At 64.0% G+C, this 19,483-nt stretch carries 19 protein-coding genes; 13 read left to right on the top strand and 6 right to left on the bottom strand.

Features of this window, described 5'->3' with window-relative positions:
- Window positions 1–109: 109 nt before the first annotated feature.
- Window positions 110–2,473 (bottom strand): penicillin acylase family protein, encoded by a 2,364-nt coding sequence (locus ACXHGZ_RS20545; RefSeq protein ID WP_480461266.1) that lies wholly within the window; start codon window positions 2,471–2,473, stop codon window positions 110–112.
- An 87-nt stretch (window positions 2,474–2,560) separates the two neighbouring features.
- On the opposite strand from ACXHGZ_RS20545, the gene ACXHGZ_RS20540 reads away from it, so the two are divergent.
- The gene (locus ACXHGZ_RS20540) at window positions 2,561–3,127 is read left to right on the top strand and encodes a sugar O-acetyltransferase (protein WP_084853722.1); all 567 of its coding nucleotides are present in this window, start codon (window positions 2,561–2,563) and stop codon (window positions 3,125–3,127) included.
- On the opposite strand, the gene ACXHGZ_RS20535 is transcribed toward ACXHGZ_RS20540, so the two are convergent.
- Entirely contained in the window at window positions 3,106–3,669 is a 564-nt protein-coding gene (locus tag ACXHGZ_RS20535; protein WP_480461265.1) for a DUF6436 domain-containing protein, read from the bottom strand. The two genes, ACXHGZ_RS20540 and ACXHGZ_RS20535, sit on opposite strands and share 22 nt — an antisense overlap.
- A gap of 116 nt (window positions 3,670–3,785) precedes the next feature.
- Here ACXHGZ_RS20535 and bipL point away from each other — a divergent pair, with 116 nt between their 5' ends.
- On the top strand, window positions 3,786–4,715 hold the full coding sequence (bipL, locus tag ACXHGZ_RS20530) for a phospholipase BipL (RefSeq protein WP_480461263.1): 930 nt from the start codon (window positions 3,786–3,788) through the stop codon (window positions 4,713–4,715).
- Between the two features lies 1 nt (window position 4,716).
- Here bipL and ACXHGZ_RS20525 read toward each other — a convergent pair whose 3' ends face one another.
- Window positions 4,717–5,469, bottom strand: coding sequence for a hypothetical protein (locus ACXHGZ_RS20525; protein WP_480461261.1), 753 nt, complete (start codon window positions 5,467–5,469; stop codon window positions 4,717–4,719).
- A gap of 114 nt (window positions 5,470–5,583) precedes the next feature.
- On the opposite strand from ACXHGZ_RS20525, the gene ACXHGZ_RS20520 reads away from it, so the two are divergent.
- Together ACXHGZ_RS20520 and ACXHGZ_RS20515 are read left to right on the top strand one after the other, a co-directional pair.
- Window positions 5,584–6,213 carry a 2OG-Fe(II) oxygenase gene (locus ACXHGZ_RS20520; protein WP_480461259.1) on the top strand — a complete coding sequence of 210 codons (630 nt, stop codon included), beginning with the start codon at window positions 5,584–5,586 and terminating at the stop codon, window positions 6,211–6,213.
- Window positions 6,194–6,703: a 2-thiouracil desulfurase family protein gene (locus ACXHGZ_RS20515; protein ID WP_480461257.1), complete on the top strand. Its 510-nt coding sequence runs from the start codon at window positions 6,194–6,196 to the stop codon at window positions 6,701–6,703. Before ACXHGZ_RS20520 ends, ACXHGZ_RS20515 begins: the two co-directional genes overlap by 20 nt.
- Window positions 6,704–6,810: 107 nt before the next feature.
- Here ACXHGZ_RS20515 and ACXHGZ_RS20510 read toward each other — a convergent pair whose 3' ends face one another.
- A complete protein-coding gene (locus ACXHGZ_RS20510; RefSeq protein ID WP_480461255.1) occupies window positions 6,811–7,293 on the bottom strand; it encodes a substrate-binding periplasmic protein in 483 nt (160 codons plus the stop codon).
- 226 nt (window positions 7,294–7,519) lie between these two features.
- Here ACXHGZ_RS20510 and ACXHGZ_RS20505 point away from each other — a divergent pair, with 226 nt between their 5' ends.
- Complete coding sequence (locus ACXHGZ_RS20505; protein ID WP_224457301.1) at window positions 7,520–7,996, top strand: DUF4399 domain-containing protein; 477 nt, start codon at window positions 7,520–7,522, stop codon at window positions 7,994–7,996.
- A 519-nt stretch (window positions 7,997–8,515) separates the two neighbouring features.
- Entirely contained in the window at window positions 8,516–9,937 is a 1,422-nt protein-coding gene (ltrA, locus tag ACXHGZ_RS20500) for a group II intron reverse transcriptase/maturase (RefSeq protein ID WP_480460536.1), read from the top strand.
- Between the two features lie 83 nt (window positions 9,938–10,020).
- Here ltrA and serA read toward each other — a convergent pair whose 3' ends face one another.
- Window positions 10,021–11,250, bottom strand: coding sequence for a phosphoglycerate dehydrogenase (gene serA, locus ACXHGZ_RS20495; RefSeq protein WP_084853736.1), 1,230 nt, complete (start codon window positions 11,248–11,250; stop codon window positions 10,021–10,023).
- A 169-nt stretch (window positions 11,251–11,419) separates the two neighbouring features.
- Here serA and ACXHGZ_RS20490 point away from each other — a divergent pair, with 169 nt between their 5' ends.
- The 4 genes from ACXHGZ_RS20490 to ACXHGZ_RS20475 all read left to right on the top strand — a co-directional run bounded on the left by ACXHGZ_RS20490 (window position 11,420) and on the right by ACXHGZ_RS20475 (window position 15,669).
- Window positions 11,420–12,817, top strand: a complete 1,398-nt coding sequence (locus ACXHGZ_RS20490) for a D-2-hydroxyglutarate dehydrogenase (RefSeq protein WP_480461254.1) — start codon at window positions 11,420–11,422, stop codon at window positions 12,815–12,817.
- A gap of 25 nt (window positions 12,818–12,842) precedes the next feature.
- Entirely contained in the window at window positions 12,843–13,508 is a 666-nt protein-coding gene (locus tag ACXHGZ_RS20485) for a fumarylacetoacetate hydrolase family protein (RefSeq protein WP_480461253.1), read from the top strand.
- A 231-nt stretch (window positions 13,509–13,739) separates the two neighbouring features.
- Complete coding sequence (locus ACXHGZ_RS20480; RefSeq protein WP_480461251.1) at window positions 13,740–14,666, top strand: SdiA-regulated domain-containing protein; 927 nt, start codon at window positions 13,740–13,742, stop codon at window positions 14,664–14,666.
- A gap of 91 nt (window positions 14,667–14,757) precedes the next feature.
- Window positions 14,758–15,669: an SdiA-regulated domain-containing protein gene (locus tag ACXHGZ_RS20475; protein ID WP_480461249.1), complete on the top strand. Its 912-nt coding sequence runs from the start codon at window positions 14,758–14,760 to the stop codon at window positions 15,667–15,669.
- A 142-nt stretch (window positions 15,670–15,811) separates the two neighbouring features.
- On the opposite strand, the gene rpiA is transcribed toward ACXHGZ_RS20475, so the two are convergent.
- The gene (gene rpiA, locus ACXHGZ_RS20470; protein ID WP_084853742.1) at window positions 15,812–16,486 is read right to left on the bottom strand and encodes a ribose-5-phosphate isomerase RpiA; all 675 of its coding nucleotides are present in this window, start codon (window positions 16,484–16,486) and stop codon (window positions 15,812–15,814) included.
- A gap of 142 nt (window positions 16,487–16,628) precedes the next feature.
- Between rpiA and ilvA the strand changes: the two genes are divergently transcribed.
- The 3 genes from ilvA (at window position 16,629) to ACXHGZ_RS20455 (ending at window position 19,463) form a co-directional block, all read left to right on the top strand.
- The gene (gene ilvA / locus ACXHGZ_RS20465) at window positions 16,629–18,143 is read left to right on the top strand and encodes a threonine ammonia-lyase, biosynthetic (protein ID WP_196156492.1); all 1,515 of its coding nucleotides are present in this window, start codon (window positions 16,629–16,631) and stop codon (window positions 18,141–18,143) included.
- A gap of 38 nt (window positions 18,144–18,181) precedes the next feature.
- Window positions 18,182–18,607, top strand: coding sequence for a DUF2269 family protein (locus ACXHGZ_RS20460; protein WP_084853746.1), 426 nt, complete (start codon window positions 18,182–18,184; stop codon window positions 18,605–18,607).
- Window positions 18,608–18,983: 376 nt separating this feature from the next.
- Window positions 18,984–19,463 (top strand): RNA pyrophosphohydrolase, encoded by a 480-nt coding sequence (locus ACXHGZ_RS20455; RefSeq protein ID WP_029614755.1) that lies wholly within the window; start codon window positions 18,984–18,986, stop codon window positions 19,461–19,463.
- Window positions 19,464–19,483 lie beyond the last annotated feature (20 nt).

Below are 19,483 nucleotides of genomic sequence, written 5' to 3'. Positions count from 1 at the left end.
CGGGTCAGAGCTCTTGGAAAAGGTTTTTGCCAGAAAGATCCCGTGCGGGCGCAAATTTCCGGCTAATCCGACGAGCGTGATACTGGGGCTGCGTAGCAGCCCTGTACATTCATCCGCCGGGCACCAGCCGTAGCGTGCTCTGGGCCGGAATCTCCCCCATCCGTACCCTGTGATAGCGCCCTTCGATGTAATCCTGCGCCTGGTCGTCGTAATGCCGGTCGAAGGGCACGCCGCTTTGCCCTACGGGGTTGATGGTCAGTGCGGCGCCGGGGTCGGCGAAATCGATCAGCCGCCGGGTCGAGGGGCCGTAGTTGACCGGCCAGGGGGCTGGGCCGATCTTCGCCGACAGGTTGTTCGGCACCTCGTGGCTGCCGGGCGCGGCGAACGGGCCGACGTTGAACAGCAGGTTCAGCGGCTTCTTCGCGCTCAGCGGGTGGTTGTGGGTCAAGGTGTGGGCCTTGCCCCATTGCCAGCTGGCCGGGTCCTTGCCCATCACCTCGCGCAAATGCGCGAGGCTGCGCTGCCAGGCCAGCCGGACGATGGCAGTACGGTCGGTGTGCTCGTTGCTGCCTTGCATGTTCCACCAAGGCGCATCTGGGTCGGCAGCCAAGCGCGGCAGGGCGGCATCGATGAGGCGGGTATTGATCAAGGCCGGGAACCAGGTGTCGCCGAGTTCATCGTGCAGGGCGGTGAAGGCCAGGTCGTAGAGGAACTGGTTGAACAAGGTCGCGCTGGTGGAGCCCAGCGGGTAGTCCCCGCGCCAGGCGGCCAACTGCTCCACCAGTTCCTTTTCCTCATCGCCCTGGGCGATGGCGCGCAAGGTGCCCAGCAGCGGCGCCAAGGTCCTCGGGCCATAGTCCGTGGCGTCGTCGAGCTGCAGGGCCTGGCTGTTCTGGGTATCCCATTTGATGCTCGGGTCGGCCAGGTGCCGGTCGAGCTGGCGGCCGCGGTCCGGCAGGTTGTAGTAGCCCGGGATTGGCACCACCGCTGGGGGCTGGGCATTTGCCGAGACGATGTAGCCGCTGGCGGGGTTCTCCTGCTGCGGGTTGACGCTGAAGGGGTAGAAACCGAGCTTGTCGGCCTGGGCCGTGCTGCCGTCGAGGATGAAGGCCGGGTCGACGCCGTCTGGGCGGATCGGCAGTTGCGCGGCCGCCCACCAGCCGATATCGCCCCGGGCATGGGCCCAGACCAGGTTCAGCCCGGGCGCCTGGACCTTGGCTGCCGCCTCGCGCATCTTGGCCAGGGTGTCGGCGCGGTTGATCTGGTAGAAGCCGTCCAGGATCGGGTTCTCGGTTTCCAGGAACGCCCACCACATGGCGATGGGCGTGGCGCCGGCGGTTTCGCCCAGTACGGCATTGACGATCGGGCCGTGGTGCGAGCGCTGCAGGGTGATGCTCACTGGCGCTTCGCCCTTGACCGCAATCTGCTGTTCGCTTCGCTCCAGTGGCTGCCAGCGGCCATCGATACGCACCTGGGTCGGGTCGTCCGGGTTGACTTGCTCGGCCACCAGGTCGACATCGTCGTTCTGGAACATGGTCAGGCTCCAGCCGAAGTCGTGGTTGTGGCCGAGCAGGGCGAAGGGGTTCAAGGCTTGGAAGTAGCCGTACAGGTTGAAGCCCGGCGCCGACAGCTCCGCTTCGTACCATACGGCCGGCACGGCGAAGCCGATGTGCGGGTCGCCTGCCAGCAGCGGTCGGCCGCTGCCGGTGCGGCTGCCGGCGACGGCCCAGGCATTGCTGCCTTCGAACTGGGGTAGGTCGGCATCGGCCAGGGCTTCGTGGCTCAAGCGCGCCAAGTGCTCCAGGCTGCGCCAGTCAGCGGTCGCCAGGGGCCTGGCCAGGGCGCCTTCGGGCTGCCAGCGCAGGTCGAAGATCTTCAGGTAGTCGGTACCGAGCTGGTCGCGTACATAGGTGAGCGCCGGCTCGGTGCGAAACGCGGCGGCGAAGCTGTAGGCCAGGTAGCCGGCGATGCTGAGGGTGTCCTCGGCGGTGAAGGGGCGCGGCGTGATGCCCAGCAGGTCGAACTCCATGGGCCTTGGGTGGCTGGCCTGCCATTGGTTGACGCCGTCCAGGTAGGCTTGCAGAGCCTGCCAGGCGGGTGATTGCCGGTCCTGGCGCTGGGCCATGCGCGCGGCCTGCTCGCGAATGCGCAGGCTGCGGAACAGGGTATCGGTGGGCAGCAGTTTGGCGCCCAGCACCTCGGCCAGTTCGCCCCGGGCCAGGCGGCGCAGGATCTCCATCTGGAACAAGCGGTCCTGGGCGTGCACGTAGCCCAGGGCGCGGTACAGGTCTGGTTCGTTGCCAGCCAGCAGGTGAGGCACGCCGCGGGCGTCGTAGCGCACGCTGACCGGCGCCTGCAGGCCAGCGATGGCGACCTCGCCCTCGCGCTGCGGTTGCTTGCTCTGCACGTACCAGAAACCGGCACCCACGGCGGCGGCGACCACCACTGCCAGCAGGGTCAGGCTGCGCTTCATCGAGACTCCTTGTGCACTCGAGCGAAAAATGTGGTCCGATCATCGACGGATTCGCGAACTCAGCATAGCCCCCTGGAAGGAGTCTCCATGTCCCTGAGCGAAAAACAGAAAATGCTGGCCGGCCAGCTCTACCACGCTGGGTGCCCTGAGCTGCAGGCCGAGCAGATCGCCAACAAGCACTGGATGCACCGCTACAACAACAGCGCCGACCTGCTCAACGATGCCCGCCACGGGCTGTTGGTCGCGCACTTCGCCCATGCGGGCAGCGGTGCGGTGATCCGCCCGCCGTTCTACTGCGACTATGGCTACAACATCAGTGTCGGCGCCAATACCTTCATCAACTTCAACTGCGTGATCCTCGACGTGCTGCCCGTGCGCATCGGCGAAGACTGCCAGATCGGCCCGGCGGTGCAGATCTATACCGCCGACCACCCGCTCGACCCCGAGGTGCGCCGCACGGGGCTCGAAAGCGGGCGGCCGGTGACTATCGGCGACAACGTGTGGATCGGTGGCGGGGCGATCATCCTGCCGGGGGTGACCATCGGCGACAATGCGGTGATCGGCGCCGGCAGCGTGGTGACCCGTGACGTGCCGGCGGGCGCGATCGCGGTGGGCAACCCGGCGCGGGTGCGTCAGCCGGCCCAGGGGCAATAGCAGCCCTGGGCCAGGGTGTTGGACGCATTGACCGAACGGCCCTCGAGCAGTGCCTTGAGGATCGGCTCGACGAAGCTGTTGCTGGCATTGCACACCGCGCCTTCGCTGTAGGGGCCGAAGTAGGCCAGGCGGCCTTCTCGGTCCCAGATCGCCACGGCGGGCGAGGCGGGGATCCGCTCGCTGCCGGGCAACAGGGCCAGGGGCTTGAGGCCGGTGAGGTTGGCCGGCAACTGACCGTGGCTGCCGGCTTTTTGCACGACATGGAAGCTCACGCCCTGGGGTGCGAAGTGTTCGACCAGTTCACCCAGGTGTTGCTGGTTGCCGACGTTACAGGGGCAGGCAGGGTCCCAGAAATGCACGACCCGGATCGGCCCTGGGCCAGCGTGCTCTGGTGGCAGCTGCAGTTGGCCGCCTTCGAACAGTGTGGCCTGGTTGTCGAAGGGGCGCAGGTAGCGGGCCTGGAAACTCGCGTAGGCCCACCAGAGGGCGGCCGCGCAGAGCAACAGCGCGAGGGTGGTCAGCAGGGTTTTCCGGATAGGCATGGTGTGTTCGCATGGCTGTGGGGCGCCGCAGGCCCGTAGAAAGCGGTCTAGCTTGCCACGATGCGACCCAGGGCTGAATATCACAGGTCAATACTCGCTTTGCCGTGGATGTACCGATGCCTGCCTCTTTTCACCCTGACCTGCTGCGCGCCAGCCTCTGGCCCTTGGCCGACCGCCAACCGTTGTCGCCCCAGGCGCGGGAGTACCGGCATTATTACGGTCTGGACCTTCCCGCACGGCAAAGCTGGCTGGGCGTGTTCCAGGCGGCGGAGTTCGAGCTGGTGGGGCAGGTGTGGTTGCCGCAGCAACCGGTGGCGACCCTGTTTCTGCTGCATGGCTACTACGACCACATGGGCCTGTACTGCCATGTGGTCGAATGGGCCTTGCAACAGGGCTTCGCGGTGATCAGCTGCGACCTTCCCGGGCATGGGCTGTCCAGCGGTGAGCGGGCCAGCATCGCCGACTTCGGCATCTATCAGCAGATGCTCGATGCCTTGTTCGAGCAGGCGCGTAAGCTCGACCTGCCGCGCCCCTGGCACCTGTGCGGGCAAAGCACCGGCGGGGCGATCGTGGTCGATCACCTGCTGCACCGGGGCGAGCAAAGCCCGGCCGATGGCCAGGTGATCCTGCTGGCGCCCCTGGTGCGGCCTCGGGCCTGGCATTGGTCCAAGTTCAGCTATTGCGTGCTGCGCCACTTCGTCAACGGCATCGAGCGGCGCTTCAGCGAGAATAGCAACGACCCGGCCTTCCTGCCGTTCCTCGAGGCCGACCCACTGCAGCCACGCCAGCTACCCACCGCCTGGGTCGGTGCCCTGGTGGCCTGGGTCAAGCGCATCGAGGCCGCGCCGCACAGCCTGCGGCGGCCGTTGATTGTACAAGGGGAAGCGGACGGCACGGTGGACTGGCCCTACAACCTCAAGGTGCTCAAGGCCAAGTTCGCCGACCCGCAGATCCTGCTGCTGCCCGAGGCCAGGCATCACCTGGCCAACGAACTGCCGGGAATCCGCCAGCGCTACTTCGCCTTCCTCGACCAGCGCCTGGGTTGACTCAGTTCAGGTCGGCAGCGTTCTGGCCGACGGCCAGGCCCGCGCGCACGGCGGCGATGGCGGCCTTGTAGTAGGCCTGGCCGTCGGCCGATTCGGCGAAGGTGGCGAACGCTTCCAGTTCGGTGTCGGAGAGGTCGCGATAGACATACAGCAGGGTATTGTTGAGGTCTTCGCCGATCTGCTGCATCAGGCGTTGCCGCTGGCCATCGAGCAGGCCTTGGGCCTGGCCTGCGCCGAACAAGCCGGGCAGCATCGAGCTCAGGCTGTCGGCCGCCACGCCGGCAATCGCCAGGCTGACCTCGGCACCGGCCTCCCGAGCCGGCAGGGCCTGGGCCAGGTGACCGATGATCAACAGGCGGTTATCACTTGCCTGGATCTTCGGCAGGCCCTTGGCATGCTTGGCCAGTTGGTCCTTGCGTGTGGCCAGCAGTTCGGCAGCCACCACCTTGCGCCCCAGGGGCGACTGGAAAAAGGCCAGTGCGGGCGACGGGTTCGGCAGGTTGGCGCGCAATTGCGCCTGGGCCCGGCGGTCGATGGCCTGGGCCTGGAAGCGTTGGTTGCTGTTGTTGACCAGCGCCTGGTAGACAGCCGGAGGCAGGCTGTTCTTGTAACGCTGCTGGGCGGCGCTCACCGCGTCGGTGAAGTGGGCGCGCTGGTCGGGCCAGCCGGCGGCCTTGTACAACTGGTCGAGGCTGTCTGCCCAGACAGGCATGGTGCAGCACATCATCAGCAGCAGGGAAAACAAACGGCGCATTCAGGACTCCTGTCGGCAGGCCGCTATTGTCCGTGGCGCGGCGGGGCTTTGTCGAGACGCCGATGACGGTTGGCGGCCAAGTGGCGCTGTCGGTTTTCATGGCGAGTGGATACTATGCGTCATCATCTCTCTCTTGAGTATCCGATGCTTTCCAACATTGTCGATGAGCTGGCCAACCACGGTTGGAGCCGGCAACCCTTGTTTGTGCCTGCTGCACTGACTCGCGTCTTGGCGGCCGAGTGTCGACAACGTTCTGCCGAGGGCGAGCTGAGCCCTGCCAGCGTGGGCCGTGGCATCGGGCAGGAGGTGCGCGAAACGATCCGTGGCGACCATATCCAATGGATCGAGCCGGGCCAGTCCGAGGCCTGCGATCGCTACCTGGACATCATGGAAGGCCTGCGCCAGGCATTGAACCAGGGCCTGTACCTAGGGCTCGAAGATTTTGAATGCCACTTCGCGTTGTACCCCCAGGGCGCGTTCTACCGTCGCCATCTCGATCGCTTTCGCGACGACGACCGGCGCGCGGTGTCGGTGGTGCTCTATCTGAACGAAAATTGGCATCCCGAGGATGGAGGGCAATTGCGCATGTTTCTCGCCGATGGGGTGGAGCACGACGTGCAACCGGAAGCGGGCACTCTGGTGGTGTTCCTGTCGGGCGACATCCCCCACGAAGTATTGCCGGCTGGGCGCGAGCGCCTGTCCTTGACCGGCTGGTTCCGTCGCCGTGGCAGCGACCTGTTCTGAGTCGGCCAAGGTCCTGGTCAGCGCCTGCCTGCTGGGGCAGCCGGTGCGCTACGATGGGCGCGACAGTGGCCACCCCGACGTGCTGCAGCGCTGGCAGGCCGAAGGGCGCGTGGTAGCGCTTTGCCCGGAGGTGGCCGGCGGCCTGCCGACACCGCGCCCGCCTGCGGAAATTCCGGGTGGGCAGGGCGGGGCCGTGCTGGATGGCCAGGCCCAGGTCGTGACGGTGGCTGGAAGCGATGTCAGCGCAGCGTTCTTGGCGGGTGCACGGCAGGCCCTGGCCTTGGTCCGCCAGTATGGCATCCGGGTTGCAGTGCTCAAGTCGGGCAGCCCGTCCTGTGGCAACCGGTTGACCTATGACGGGACGTTCAGCGGGGTGAAGGTCGCGGGTGAAGGCGTGACCACGGCACTGCTGCGGCGCGAAGGGGTGCAAGTGTTCAGCGAGCTGGAGTTGGACGCTGCACAGCGGGCGCTGGCTGACTTGGAGAATTGAGGCGGCTGTACGGCCACTCGCCGGCAAGCCGGCTCCCACAGGTATGGCGGTGTTGCTAAGGACAGCGCAGGGCAGGTGGGAGTTGGCTTGCCGGCGAAAGGGTAGGGTTACTGGCCAGCGGCCGTCTCTCGTGCACCCTTGAGCCACTTTTGCTCCAGCGCCGCCAGCCGGCCGTCTTCCTTGATCCGTTGCAGGGCATTGTTCACTGCGGTTTCGAAGGCCGGGTTGTCTTTCTGGAACGGAATCACCCGGGCCTCACTGCCGTAAGGCTCGCTGACGGCCAGTTGCGAGGCCTGCTCGGGCTTGGGCTGGTCGAGCGCAATGTCGAACTTGCCGCTCTCCACGCCCGGGATCGCTTCTTCTGCAGGGGCTTCGATGAATTCGGCGCGTACGTCCAGCTCCTTGGCCAGTGCCTGGCCCAGCTCAACGTCGAAGCCGGTCAGGTGTTCGTTCTCCTTGAACGCGTAGGGCGGTGTATCCGCTTGCACGGCAATGCGCAGTTCGCCCCGGTCGTTGACCTCGTCTATCAGTTCGGCCTGGGCCAGTGGACTGATCGCAAGTGCCAGCAATATGCCAATGCTCAACCGCATGAATGCCCCCATTCTTGTTTGGCAGATGAATTTAATGCCGCAGCTTTGTGCCATGCCGCGGTCACGGTGCAGGCTAAGACCTCCACGCGCTTCCAATGTTTAGCTGCAGTCCAAATATTTCTCGCCACCGCCGACGAGACCTTTGCACACAATTGAACTATGTTGTTCTAGCGCCGCCGTTCGCCTATGGACAGTGGTCAATGGAAGTGAAACACAGGAGAAGTGAATGAACAGCCTATTTTCGCGTGCTGCCGTTGCCGGCCTGCTGATGGGGGCGTCGGTTCTGGCCAGCGCCGCGGATGCCCTGAAGAGCCAGGAGCCGCCCCAGGGCGCCAAGGTCTTCATCGTTGCCCCTGCCGATGGCGCCACCGTCGACAAGACCTTCACGGTCAAGTTCGGCATCGAAGGCATGGGGCTCAAGCCTGCAGGCGACCAGACGCCGCATACGGGCCATCACCACTTGCTGGTGGATGTAGACAAGGCACCTCTGGCCGACCAGCCGTTGCCCACCAGTCTGATGCCGGAAAACAACGCCCCGCTGCCGGCCGGCCCGCAAGTGCTGCACTTCGGCAAGGCCCAGACCGAGGCCACCATCACCCTGACACCGGGCAAGCACACCTTGCAGCTGGTGCTGGGCGACATGTACCACGTGCCGTTCAAGCCGAGCGTCGAGTCGCAGAAGATTACCGTGACCGTGAAGTAACGGCTGGAGACTTCGCGGGTTTACCCGCGAAGCAGGCGCTACTGAACGCATAGGCACAAAAAAGGGAGGCCACCCGGGCCTCCCTTTTTCATGGTGCGCCAGGCATGGCGCGTTGCGCGCAAGCGCAACCCGCTTGGCTGTGGTGGTCGAGTGGGTGACTTGGAGGTGAAAGTCCTCTACACACCCGGCAAGGGGAAGTGTTAGCCAGAGGCAAGGGTGTCGCGGGTGACTGCGAATCTGAAGGAAGCCCGAGGCAAAATGCTGGCCTGACGTACAGGAAGCGGATTAGGCGGCGCAGCGGGGTAAGACGGCTATGATCGTCAAAGCCCAATACTTGCACGGAACGCTGCGACGTAGATCCGACAGGCATAAGCAGGAAGGTCACGCGAATTACCCTGGGAGATCTGCATGTTTGCCTTTGTGCTACCGAGCGTCGAGAGGCGACGGGATGAATGTGCAGAAGTCAGCCGAGGCCGTAGTAAGTGACGGCTAACCACGTCACCAAGGGCCGAACAGGTTATGCCGCCAGTAGGCGTCACTGTCTCGTTGGTAGCCGCAATGCAGAAATTTCCCACAGCGGAAACTGTTATTCCGAGTCCTGGCCAGAAGTCGAGGATGATGCATGACAGTGCAAAGGTATCGACGGCGTCAGTGGCGTGGACGAACGCGGAGCCGGACACGCTGATGGAGCGGGTGCTTGCACCGACGAACCTCAAGCGTGCGTATCAACGCGTGGTCAGCAACAAGGGAGCGCCGGGTGCCGATGGCATGAAGGTCGCTGACTTGGCGGGCTATGTGAGACAGTATTGGTCAATCCTCAAGGCCAGGTTGTTGGCCGGCGAATATCATCCCCAGACAGTGCGAGCGGTTGAAATTCCCAAGCCGCAGGGCGGCACCCGGCAACTGGGAATTCCCAGCGTCGTGGATCGCCTGATCCAACAAGCACTACTGCAACAGCTCACGCCTATCTTCGATCCGCTGTTTTCGGACTACAGCTACGGCTTTCGTCCAGGCAGAAGCGCCCATCAGGCTGTAGAAATGGCTCGAACCCACGTGGCGGCAGGTCATCGCTGGTGTGTGGAACTTGATCTGGAGAAGTTCTTCGATCGGGTCAACCACGACATACTCATGGCCTGTATCGAGCGCCGGATCGAAGACAAGCGCGTGCTCAGGCTCATCCGCCGCTACCTCGAAGCCGGGGTCATGTCGGGCGGCGTCGTTAGCCAACGGCGGGAAGGGACGCCGCAAGGTGGCCCGCTTTCGCCTCTGCTGTCGAACATCCTGCTCGATGAACTCGACCGAGAGTTGGAGCGACGGGGCCATCGCTTCGTACGATATGCCGATGACGCGAACATTTATGTGCGCAGTCCTCGTGCTGGCGAGCGAGTGATGGACGGTGTGGAGCGCTTCTTGAGCCAGCGCCTGAAACTGACGGTGAATCGAAAGAAGAGCCGTGTCTCAAGGGCTTGGAAGTGTGAATACCTGGGCTATGGAATGAGCCGGCACATACAGCCGAGACTGCGTGTGGCGATGATGAGCCTAGGCCGCATACGTGACCGGCTGAGAGAATTGCTACGCGGTGCGCGGGGTCGCAAGGTGGCAAACGTCATCGAGTGGATAAACCCTGTGCTGCGAGGCTGGGCGAGTTACTTCCAGCTCAGCCAGAGCAAGCGGCCGCTTGAAGAGTTGGATAGCTGGGTCAGGCACAAACTTCGCTGTGCCATCTGGCGACAATGGAAGCGGCCCTCTACGAGGGCGCGCAACCTGATGCGTCTGGGGTTAAGCGAGGAACGGGCCTGCAAATCAGCCTTCAATGGCCGAGGCCCATGGTGGAACTCCGGAGCGCCACATATGAATCAGGCGCTGCCGAAGAAGCTATGGAATCAACTCGGACTGGTCTCGATACTGGATACGATCAACAGGCTTAGCCGCATAACCTGAACCGCCGTGTACGGAACCGTACGCACGGTGGTGTGAGAGGACGGCGGGTCAGGGCCCGCCTCCTACTCGATCAGCGGTATCGCTTAGAACAGCACGCGGGAACGGATGGTGCCCTTGACCTGCTGCAGCTTCTCCTGCGCCAGGTCGGAGTACTCGGCATCCACGTCGATGACCACGTAACCGACTTTCTCGTCGGTCTGCAGGAACTGGCCGGAGATGTTGATACCGTTTTCGGCGAACACTTTGTTGATCTCGCTGAGCACGCCCGGGATGTTTTCATGGATGTGCAGCAGGCGGTGCTTGCCAGGGTGCGCCGGCAGGGCGACTTCCGGGAAGTTGACCGACGAGACGGAAGTGCCGTTGTCGCTGTACTTGACCAGCTTCTCGGCCACTTCCAGGCCGATATTGGCCTGGGCTTCGGCAGTGGAACCACCGATGTGCGGGGTCAGGATCACGTTGTCCAGGCCACGCAGCGGGCTTTCGAACTGCTCGTCATTGGAGCGTGGCTCGACCGGGAACACGTCGATGGCGGCGCCGATCAGGTGCTTGTCCTTGATGGCGGCAGCCAGGTGGTCCAGCTCGACCACGGTGCCACGGGCAGCATTGATCAGGATCGAACCCTTCTTCATCGCGCGGATTTCCTTCTCGCCGATCATCCACTGGGTGGACGGCAGCTCAGGCACGTGCAGCGAGACGATGTCGGCCAGGCCCAGCAGCTCGTGCAGGCTGGTCACCTGGGTGGCGTTGCCCAGCGGCAGTTTGGTCAGCGGGTCGTAGAAGTACACCTGCATGCCCAGGCTTTCGGCCAGGACCGACAGTTGGGTGCCGATCGAGCCGTAGCCGACGATGCCCAGCTTCTTGCCACGGATCTCGAAGGAGTTGGCTGCGCTCTTGATCCAGCCACCGCGGTGGCAGGAGGCGTTCTTCTCGGGGATGCCGCGCAGCAGCAGGATGGCTTCGGCCAGCACCAGCTCGGCGACGGAACGGGTGTTGGAGTAGGGGGCATTGAACACGGCGATGCCGCGCTCGCGAGCCGCGGCCAGGTCGACCTGGTTGGTGCCGATGCAGAAGCAGCCGACTGCAACCAGCTTCTTCGCGCAGTCGAAGATCTCTTCGGTCAGCTGGGTGCGGGAGCGAATGCCGATGAAGTGGGCGTCGGCGATCTTTTCCTTCAGCTCGGCTTCCGGCAAGGAACCAGTGAGGTATTCGATGTTGGTGTACCCGGCAGCCTTGAGGGTATCGACCGCATTCTGGTGCACACCTTCAAGAAGAAGGAACCTGATCTTGCTCTTGTCGAGAGAAGTCTTGCTCATCTGCGTAAACCTGTATCCCGGAGAAAAAATGGCAGGGGGTAAAGCGGCGCGGCGTCGGCCTTAGCACGAACGGCGGGAGCGCTATGCTAGCATACGCGACAGACACTGAGCTTATCCCGACAGGTGAAGAGTGCTCAGGGTGACTATGAATAGTTCGAGAGTTCTACCGATGACCCACACAGCGGTACTTGATGAGCTGATGACCCTGGTCGACCCGAGCAAGGTCCTCACCGACCCGGCTTCGCTCGAGGCCTACGGCAAGGACTGGACCAAGCACTATCCACCGGCACCCTCGGCGATCGTCTTCCCGCGCTCGATCGAGCAGGTGCAGGCCATCGTCGCCTGGGCCAACCGCCACAAGGTCGCACTGGTGCCCTCGGGCGGGCGTACCGGCCTTTCCGGCGCCGCAGTCGCTGCCAATGGCGAAGTGGTGGTGGCCTTCGACGCCATGAACAAGATCCTGGACTTCAACGCCTTCGACCGTACCGTGGTGTGCCAGCCAGGCGTGGTCACTCGCCAGCTGCAACAGTTCGCCGAGGAGCACGGGCTTTACTACCCGGTTGACTTCGCCTCGTCCGGCTCCAGCCAGATCGGCGGCAACATCGGCACCAATGCCGGTGGGATCAAGGTCATTCGCTACGGTATGACCCGTAACTGGGTCGCTGGCATCAAAGTGGTGACCGGTAAGGGCGAGCTGCTCGAGCTGAACAAGGACCTGATCAAGAACGCCACCGGCTACGACCTGCGCCAGCTGTTCATCGGCGCCGAGGGCACGCTGGGCTTCGTGGTCGAGGCGACCATGCGCCTGGACCGCGCCCCGCGCAACCTCACCGCGATGGTCCTGGGCACCCCTGACTTCGACTCGATCATGCCGGTGCTGCACGCCTTCCAGGGCCGGCTCGACCTCACCGCGTTCGAGTTCTTCTCCGACAAGGCGCTGGCCAAGGTCATGGGCCGCGGCGACGTGCCGCCGCCGTTCGAGACCGATTGCCCGTTCTATGCCTTGCTGGAGTTCGAAGCCAGCAACGAGGACGTGGCCAACGAAGCCCTGGCCACCTTCGAGCACTGCGTCGAGGAGGGTTGGGTCCTCGATGGGGTGATGAGCCAGAGCGAGACCCAGTTGAAGAACCTGTGGAAGCTGCGCGAGTACATCTCCGAGACCATCTCCCACTGGACGCCTTACAAGAACGACATCTCGGTCACTGTCTCCAAGGTACCGGCGTTCCTGCGCGACATCGACGCCATCGTCGGCCAGCACTACCCGGATTTCGAAGTGGTCTGGTACGGCCATATCGGCGACGGCAACCTGCACCTGAACATCCTCAAGCCCGACCACATGGCCAAGGATGAGTTCTTCGCCCGCTGCGCCACGGTGAACAAATGGGTGTTCGAGATCGTCGAGCGCTACAACGGCTCGATCTCCGCCGAGCACGGCGTGGGCATGACCAAGCGCGACTACCTGGGCTACAGCCGCTCTGCTGCCGAAATCGTCTGCATGAAGGCGATCAAGGCGGTATTCGATCCAAACGGCATCATGAATCCGGGTAAGATCTTCGCTCCTGAATAAAAAGCAGTATCCAGAGGAGTCGGCCATGAGTTACCAGCACCAGTACCTAGACGGCACGCGCATCCACTTCCCGCTGGGCAAGGTGGTCTGCATCGGCCGTAACTATGCCGAGCACGCCAAGGAGCTGGACAACCCCATTCCCAGCGAGCCGCTGTTGTTCATCAAGCCAGGCAGTTGCGTGGTCCCTCTGGAAGGTGGCTTCAAGATCCCCAACGACCGCGGCGCGGTGCATTACGAGGCCGAGATCGCAGTATTGCTGGGCAAGCCGTTGTCCACCCACCCATCCGAGGAAGAGGTGCGCGACGCCATCTCCGGGTTCGCCCCGGCCCTGGACCTGACCCTGCGCGACGTGCAGGCCAGGCTCAAGGAAAAGGGCCTGCCATGGGAGCTGGCCAAGAGCTTCGATGGCGCCTGCGTACTGCCGCCGTTCGTGGTCGCCGACAGCTTCGAGGACCTGGCCGATATCGGCATTCGCCTGTCGATCAACGGCCAGGTGCGCCAGGACGGCAACAGCGCCCTGATGCTCAACCCCATCGTGCCGATCATCCAGCACATCGCGGCGCACTTCTCGCTGCAGCCGGGCGATGTGATCCTTACCGGTACGCCGGCGGGTGTGGGCCCGCTGGAAGTCGGAGATGAGCTGGTGCTGGAGTTGCCGGGGGCGAGCCGGTTCGAAAGCCGGGTGCTCTGAACTGCGTATGGCTTGAGGTTTTTTTTGGGGCCGCTGTGCGGCCCTTTCGCGGCACAAGGCCGCTCCTACAGGCGCGGCCGTGTAGGAGCGGCCTGTGCCGCGAAAGGGCTGCAAAGCAGCCCCATCGACGATTTGCCATTTTTTTCACAAAGCATCTGGATAATCCTGCCGATCACCTTCGTCCGCCGGCGTTATGGAGAACTTCGGCAATCTATCCAGGAAGCATCGTCGATGGCCGTCTCCCCCAGCGCTCCCGTTCCTCCCCTGCACAAACGCAGCATTTTCCGGCGCTGGCAGCTCTGGCTCGGCCTGGCCGTGGTGCTCGGCTACGGCCTGTCGGTGATCATGCATTGGGATGACCGCGGCCTGCTGTGGCTCAAGGAAGGCATGGAAAGCAAGGCCGAGCGGGTGGAAAGCGTCTGGTTACCGGACTACGTGGCGGATATCGAGGCCAAGGTCCTGCCGGGCATGTCCGACGACGAGCCGTCGGACCTGGCGTTCAACCCTCTGACCCGTACTCTGTTCGCCGTGATGGGCAACAACCCCTTCCTCGTCGAGTTGAACCTCGACGGTGAGGTGCTGCGCAAGATGCCGCTGGTGGGCTGGGACAACCCGGAGGGTGTCGCCGTATTGGCCAACGGCCAGTTGGCGATCGTCGACGAGCGCAAGCACGACCTGACCCTGGTGACCGTGGATGCCCATACTGCCAGCCTGAATCATGCCGACTACCCGCACTACGACCTGGGCGAGTCAGCCAACAAGAACAAGGGCTTCGAGGCGGTCGCCTGGGATCCGGCGCACCAGCGGCTGCTGATCGGCGAGGAGCGCCCACCGAAGCTGTATACCTGGGCCACCGACGGCAAGAGCCCGTTGACCGGTGACAAGCAGGCGCTGCCCAGCGATGAGCTGGACCTGCGCAACCTCTCGGCGCTTGGCGTAGACCCTCGCACCGGCCACGTGCTGGTGCTGTCCGCAGACTCCAACATGCTGCTCGAGCTGGATGAAAAAGGTGAGCAGGTCAGCTTCATGACCCTGTTGGGGGGCTTCAACGGGCTCGAGCGTACCATTCCGCGCGCCGAAGGCGTGGCCATGGACGACCAGGGCACGCTGTACATGGTGAGCGAACCTGACCTTTTCTACCGATTCAGAAAAAACTGAAGCGGTCCGTCGTTTTTTCAGTAGTGGCATTAAGCTTTATTTCAGCTGATTCGTGGTTAGATTCGTCATTCTTTTGTCGAGTCTGCCCCCAATGCGCCGTCGCCCACGCCTTTTACGTATCCTGGTCTTGCTCCTGGCTGGAGCGCTGCTGCTCGCCGGCCTCGCGGCCCAGGAGTTTCGCCTGTTCGAGCGTGGCTGGTTCAACCTGCGCACCTGGTGGCAACCCGCTGAGCTGAGCATGGGGCTCGATCGCTACCAGGTCGTGGTGGAGGGGCAGCCCATCGAAGGGCTGGACGATGACATCTCGGCGCTGACCTACGACCCGGACCGCAAGAGCCTGTTCACCGTCACCAATGCCCGTTCGGAACTGATCGAGCTTTCTCTGGACGGCCGCATCCTGCGCCGTGTGCCGCTGACCGGCTTCGGCGACCCCGAGGCCGTCGAGTACGTGGGGCCCAACAGCTATGTGATCACCGACGAGCGCCAGCAGCGGCTGATCCGCGTGCGCCTGGACGATGACACGCTGTTTCTCGACGCCAACGACGCCGAGCAGCTCACACTGGGTATTGGTCTGAACGGCAACAAAGGCTTCGAGGGCCTGGCCTACGACTCCGTGGGCAAGCGCCTGTTCGTGGCCAAGGAACGCGACCCCATGATGATCTACGAGATCCACGGTTTCCCCCACGACAAGCCCGAACAGCCCTACGCCGTGCATGTGGTGCAGGACCGCAAGCGTGATTCGCGGTTGTTCGTGCGTGACCTGTCGAGCCTGCAGTTCGATGAGCGCAGCGGCCACCTGCTGGCGCTGTCGGACGAGTCGAGGCTGGTGCTGGAGCTGGATGTGAAGGGGAGGCCGCTGAGCACCCTGTCGCTGAACAAGGGCTTCCAGGGCCTCAAGCGCAGCGTGCCGCAGGCGGAGGGCATCGCCATGGACGATGCCGGGACCATCTACCTGGTCAGTGAGCCGAACCTGTTCTACGTGTTCAAGCAACCAGCAGATTGATACGTCCATTGGAGCGGCCTTGTGCCGCGATCGGGCGCGAAGCGGCCGTAAACCCTGAAATCTCGGTCTGTCTGGGTTACCGAGGTGGCAAGTTTTACGGCCGCTTCGCGCCCGATCGCGGCGCAAGGCCGCTCCTACAGGATTATTCGGCCTTGAGGCTCTTCACGCCTTCGGCGGTGCCCAGCAGCAACAGGTCGGCCGGGCGCGCCGCGAACAGGCCGTTGGTGACCACGCCGACGATGGCGTTGATCTGGCGCTCCAGGCCCACCGGGTCGGTGATCTGCAGGTTGTGCACATCGAGGATGACGTTGCCGTTGTCGGTCACCACGCCTTCGCGGTACACCGGGTCGCCGCCGAGCTTGACCAACTGGCGCGCTACATGGCTGCGGGCCATCGGGATCACTTCCACCGGCAGCGGGAAGGCACCCAGCACCGGCACCAGCTTGCTGGCATCGGCGATGCAGATGAAGGTCTTGGCCACCGCCGCGACGATCTTCTCGCGGGTCAGGGCCGCGCCGCCGCCCTTGATCAGGTTCAGGTGCGCATCGCTTTCGTCGGCGCCGTCGACGTAGAACTCCAGCTCGCTGACGCTGTTGAGCTCGTAGACAGGAATGCCATGGCCTTTCAGGCGCTCGGCGGTGGCCTCGGAGCTGGCGACGGCGCCGTCGAAGGCGGTCTTGTGCTTGGCCAGGGCATCGATGAAGAAGTTGGCGGTCGAACCGGTGCCGACGCCGACGACGCTTTTCTCATCCAGCTTGGGCAGAATGAAGTCGACGGCAGCCTGGGCGACGGCCTGTTTGAGTTGGTCCTGGGTCATGCGGGCTCCGAGAGGGCGGGAGTTCGAAAGCTGCCTATTATAGCGGCAAGCGCCAGCAAAACCTCGGTTTCGCTGTGGTCGCCCGACGTGGCGCTGGGGTAGACTCCCAGGCCTTGTCCCGCGGCCCAGTGATGCTTTCCCGATGCTCGAACAGTACGTCAAGAAGATCCTCACCTCGCGCGTCTACGACGTCGCCGTCGAAACCCCGCTGCAGAGCGCCGGCCAGCTGAGCAAACGGCTGGGCAACCAGGTCTTGCTCAAGCGCGAGGACCTGCAGCCGGTGTTCTCCTTCAAGATCCGCGGGGCGTACAACAAGCTGGCGCAGCTGAGCCCGGAAGAGCTGGCCCGTGGCGTGGTCACCGCCTCGGCCGGCAACCACGCCCAGGGCGTGGCCCTGGCCGCACGGGAGCTGGGCATCAAGGCGACCATCGTGATGCCCAAGACTACCCCGGAGATCAAGGTCGAGGGCGTGCGCTCGCGCGGTGGTAAGGTGGTGCTGCATGGCGATTCCTTCCCTGAGGCGCTGGCCTATTCCCTGAAGCTGGTGGATGAAAAAGGCTTCGTCTACATCCACCCCTATGACGACCCGCACACCATCGCCGGGCAAGGCACCGTAGCCATGGAGATCCTGCGCCAGCACCCAGGCCGTCTGGACGCGATCTTCGTGCCGGTCGGTGGCGGCGGCCTGATCGCCGGCATCGCCGCCTACGTGAAGTACCTGCGCCCGGAGATCAAGGTGATCGGCGTCGAGCCGGACGACTCCAACTGCCTGCAGGCCGCCATGGCTGCCGGCGAGCGGGTGGTGCTGCCACAGGTCGGGCTGTTCGCCGACGGCGTGGCGGTGGCGCAGATCGGCCAGCATACCTTCGACATCTGCCGTCACCATGTGGATGAGGTGGTGACGGTCAGTACCGACGAGATCTGTGCGGCGATCAAGGATATCTACGACGATACCCGCTCGATCACCGAGCCTGCCGGCGCCTTGGGCGTCGCGGGCATCAAGAAGTACGTGGAGCTGCATGGGGTGACGGGCCAGACCCTGGTGGCCATCGATTCCGGCGCCAACGTCAACTTCGACCGCCTGCGCCATGTGGCCGAGCGCGCCGAGCTGGGCGAGAAGCGCGAGGCGATCATCGCTGTGACCATTCCTGAGCGCCCGGGCAGCTTCAAGGCTTTCTGCGAGGCCATCGGCAAGCGCCAGATCACCGAGTTCAACTACCGGTACCACGCCGACAAGGAAGCACACATCTTCGTCGGCGTGCAGACCCATCCGGAAACCGACCCGCGGGCCGCCCTGGTGCAACAGCTGGTCGAGCAAGGGTTCCCGGTCACCGACCTGACCGATAACGAGCTGGCCAAGCTGCATATCCGCCACATGGTCGGCGGCCATTCGGCGGGGGCCAGCGACGAGATGGTGCTGCGCTTCGAGTTCCCGGAGCGCCCGGGTGCTTTGTTCAACTTCCTGACCAAGCTGGGCGGGCGCTGGAACATCTCCATGTTCCACTACCGCAACCATGGTGCCGCCGATGGCCGGGTGGTGGCAGGCCTGCAGGTGCCCGACGACGAGCGCCACCTGGTGCCTGCGGCCCTGGCCAAGATCGGCTACCCGTACTGGGACGAGACCGACAACCCAGCCTACAAGCTGTTCCTGGGTTGAGCGACTAAGCTTGGCCTAACACTCAAGGACGTGAAGCAATGGAATACCTGACCACCCTCAAGGCCGCGCACATCGCCGCCACCGTATTGCTGCTGGCCGGCGCCCTGGGCCTGGCCGCCTGGACCCTGCTCGCTCGGCGGCGTGGCGATGAGCAGGCGTATGGCAAGTTGCTGCGTCGGCCGCTGGTGTTCGTCTGGTTGCTGATGGGGCTGTGCCTGGTGAGCATGCCGTTCACCGGCTGGTGGCTGGTGCACCTGGTCGGCTGGCCGCTGGGCCAGACCTGGATCCTGGCCTCGAGCGTCATCTATACGCTCGGTGCGTTCAGCGCCTGGTGGTTGCTGGTGCGCCTGAACCGGCTGCGCAAGGCCGAGCCTGTCGGGCTTCGTTTTACCCTGGCGCTGGCGGTGATCAGCGGGGTGTGCTTGCTGTCCATTGCCGGGCTGATGGGCGCCAAACCGGTTTGAACGGGAAGGGCGTCTGGTTTGGGGATGTGGTGCCCGTGAGATCGAGCGCCGCCCGCGCGGCGCATCGCGAGCTGCGCTCGCTCCTACGTTTGTTTCGGGCCAGTAACGCCTGTAACAGGCGCGCGCGACCGCCTGGTTCGTGCGACACGATATTGCGTCATGCTCCAAGGCGTCCGCGCGAAAATCCCCCAGGCATAATTGGTCCGAAACAAACGTAGGAGCGAGCGCAGCTCGCGATGCGCCGCGCGGGCGGCGCTCGATCTACCAGGCACCATAACCCTCAAACCATACTCCCGAACAAAGCTTGGCGGGCGCGTTGCTGCGCTCGTGAGCTTTGTGGAACAATGCGATGACATGCGTTTGCGAGGTTGCTGCCGTGATCGACCCGGATGGTTTTCGCCCCAATGTCGGGATCATTCTCACGAATGATGCCGGGCAGGTGCTATGGGCTCGCCGGATCAACCAGGATGCCTGGCAGTTCCCCCAGGGTGGCATCAACCCTGACGAGACGCCGGAAGATGCCCTGTACCGCGAGTTGAACGAAGAAGTGGGCCTGGAGCGCGAGGATGTGGAAATTCTTGCCTGCACCCGTGGCTGGTTGCGGTATCGTTTACCCCAGCGACTGGTGCGCACCCATAGCCAGCCTTTGTGCATCGGTCAGAAACAGAAATGGTTCCTGCTGCGCCTGGTGTCCAACGAGCAGCGGGTGCGCATGGACCTGACCGGCAAGCCGGAATTCGACGGCTGGCGTTGGGTCAGCTACTGGTATCCCTTGGGCCAGGTGGTGACATTCAAGCGCGAGGTCTATCGCCGCGCCTTGAAAGAGCTTGCCCCGCGCCTGTTGACGCGCGACTGACGACGGAGTCCGACCCCGAG

It is taken from the genome of Pseudomonas shiyinii (genome assembly GCF_056725765.1).
This window is presented reverse-complemented; position numbering and strand designations above follow the sequence as displayed.

What these genes read in the sequence shown, in the direction of transcription:
- ACXHGZ_RS20545 (WP_480461266.1), bottom strand. Translation starts at nt 2,473, where the DNA reads ATGAAGCGCAGCCTGACCCTGCTGGCAGTGGTGGTCGCCGCCGCCGTG.
- ACXHGZ_RS20540 (WP_084853722.1), top strand. Translation starts at nt 2,561, where the DNA reads ATGTCCCTGAGCGAAAAACAGAAAATGCTGGCCGGCCAGCTCTACCAC.
- ACXHGZ_RS20535 (WP_480461265.1), bottom strand. Translation starts at nt 3,669, where the DNA reads ATGCCTATCCGGAAAACCCTGCTGACCACCCTCGCGCTGTTGCTCTGC.
- bipL (WP_480461263.1), top strand. Translation starts at nt 3,786, where the DNA reads ATGCCTGCCTCTTTTCACCCTGACCTGCTGCGCGCCAGCCTCTGGCCC.
- ACXHGZ_RS20525 (WP_480461261.1), bottom strand. Translation starts at nt 5,469, where the DNA reads ATGCGCCGTTTGTTTTCCCTGCTGCTGATGATGTGCTGCACCATGCCT.
- ACXHGZ_RS20520 (WP_480461259.1), top strand. Translation starts at nt 5,584, where the DNA reads ATGCGTCATCATCTCTCTCTTGAGTATCCGATGCTTTCCAACATTGTC.
- ACXHGZ_RS20510 (WP_480461255.1), bottom strand. Translation starts at nt 7,293, where the DNA reads ATGCGGTTGAGCATTGGCATATTGCTGGCACTTGCGATCAGTCCACTG.
- ACXHGZ_RS20505 (WP_224457301.1), top strand. Translation starts at nt 7,520, where the DNA reads ATGAACAGCCTATTTTCGCGTGCTGCCGTTGCCGGCCTGCTGATGGGG.
- ltrA (WP_480460536.1), top strand. Translation starts at nt 8,516, where the DNA reads ATGCCGCCAGTAGGCGTCACTGTCTCGTTGGTAGCCGCAATGCAGAAA.
- serA (WP_084853736.1), bottom strand. Translation starts at nt 11,250, where the DNA reads ATGAGCAAGACTTCTCTCGACAAGAGCAAGATCAGGTTCCTTCTTCTT.
- ACXHGZ_RS20490 (WP_480461254.1), top strand. Translation starts at nt 11,420, where the DNA reads ATGACCCACACAGCGGTACTTGATGAGCTGATGACCCTGGTCGACCCG.
- ACXHGZ_RS20485 (WP_480461253.1), top strand. Translation starts at nt 12,843, where the DNA reads ATGAGTTACCAGCACCAGTACCTAGACGGCACGCGCATCCACTTCCCG.
- ACXHGZ_RS20480 (WP_480461251.1), top strand. Translation starts at nt 13,740, where the DNA reads ATGGCCGTCTCCCCCAGCGCTCCCGTTCCTCCCCTGCACAAACGCAGC.
- ACXHGZ_RS20475 (WP_480461249.1), top strand. Translation starts at nt 14,758, where the DNA reads ATGCGCCGTCGCCCACGCCTTTTACGTATCCTGGTCTTGCTCCTGGCT.
- rpiA (WP_084853742.1), bottom strand. Translation starts at nt 16,486, where the DNA reads ATGACCCAGGACCAACTCAAACAGGCCGTCGCCCAGGCTGCCGTCGAC.
- ilvA (WP_196156492.1), top strand. Translation starts at nt 16,629, where the DNA reads ATGCTCGAACAGTACGTCAAGAAGATCCTCACCTCGCGCGTCTACGAC.
- ACXHGZ_RS20460 (WP_084853746.1), top strand. Translation starts at nt 18,182, where the DNA reads ATGGAATACCTGACCACCCTCAAGGCCGCGCACATCGCCGCCACCGTA.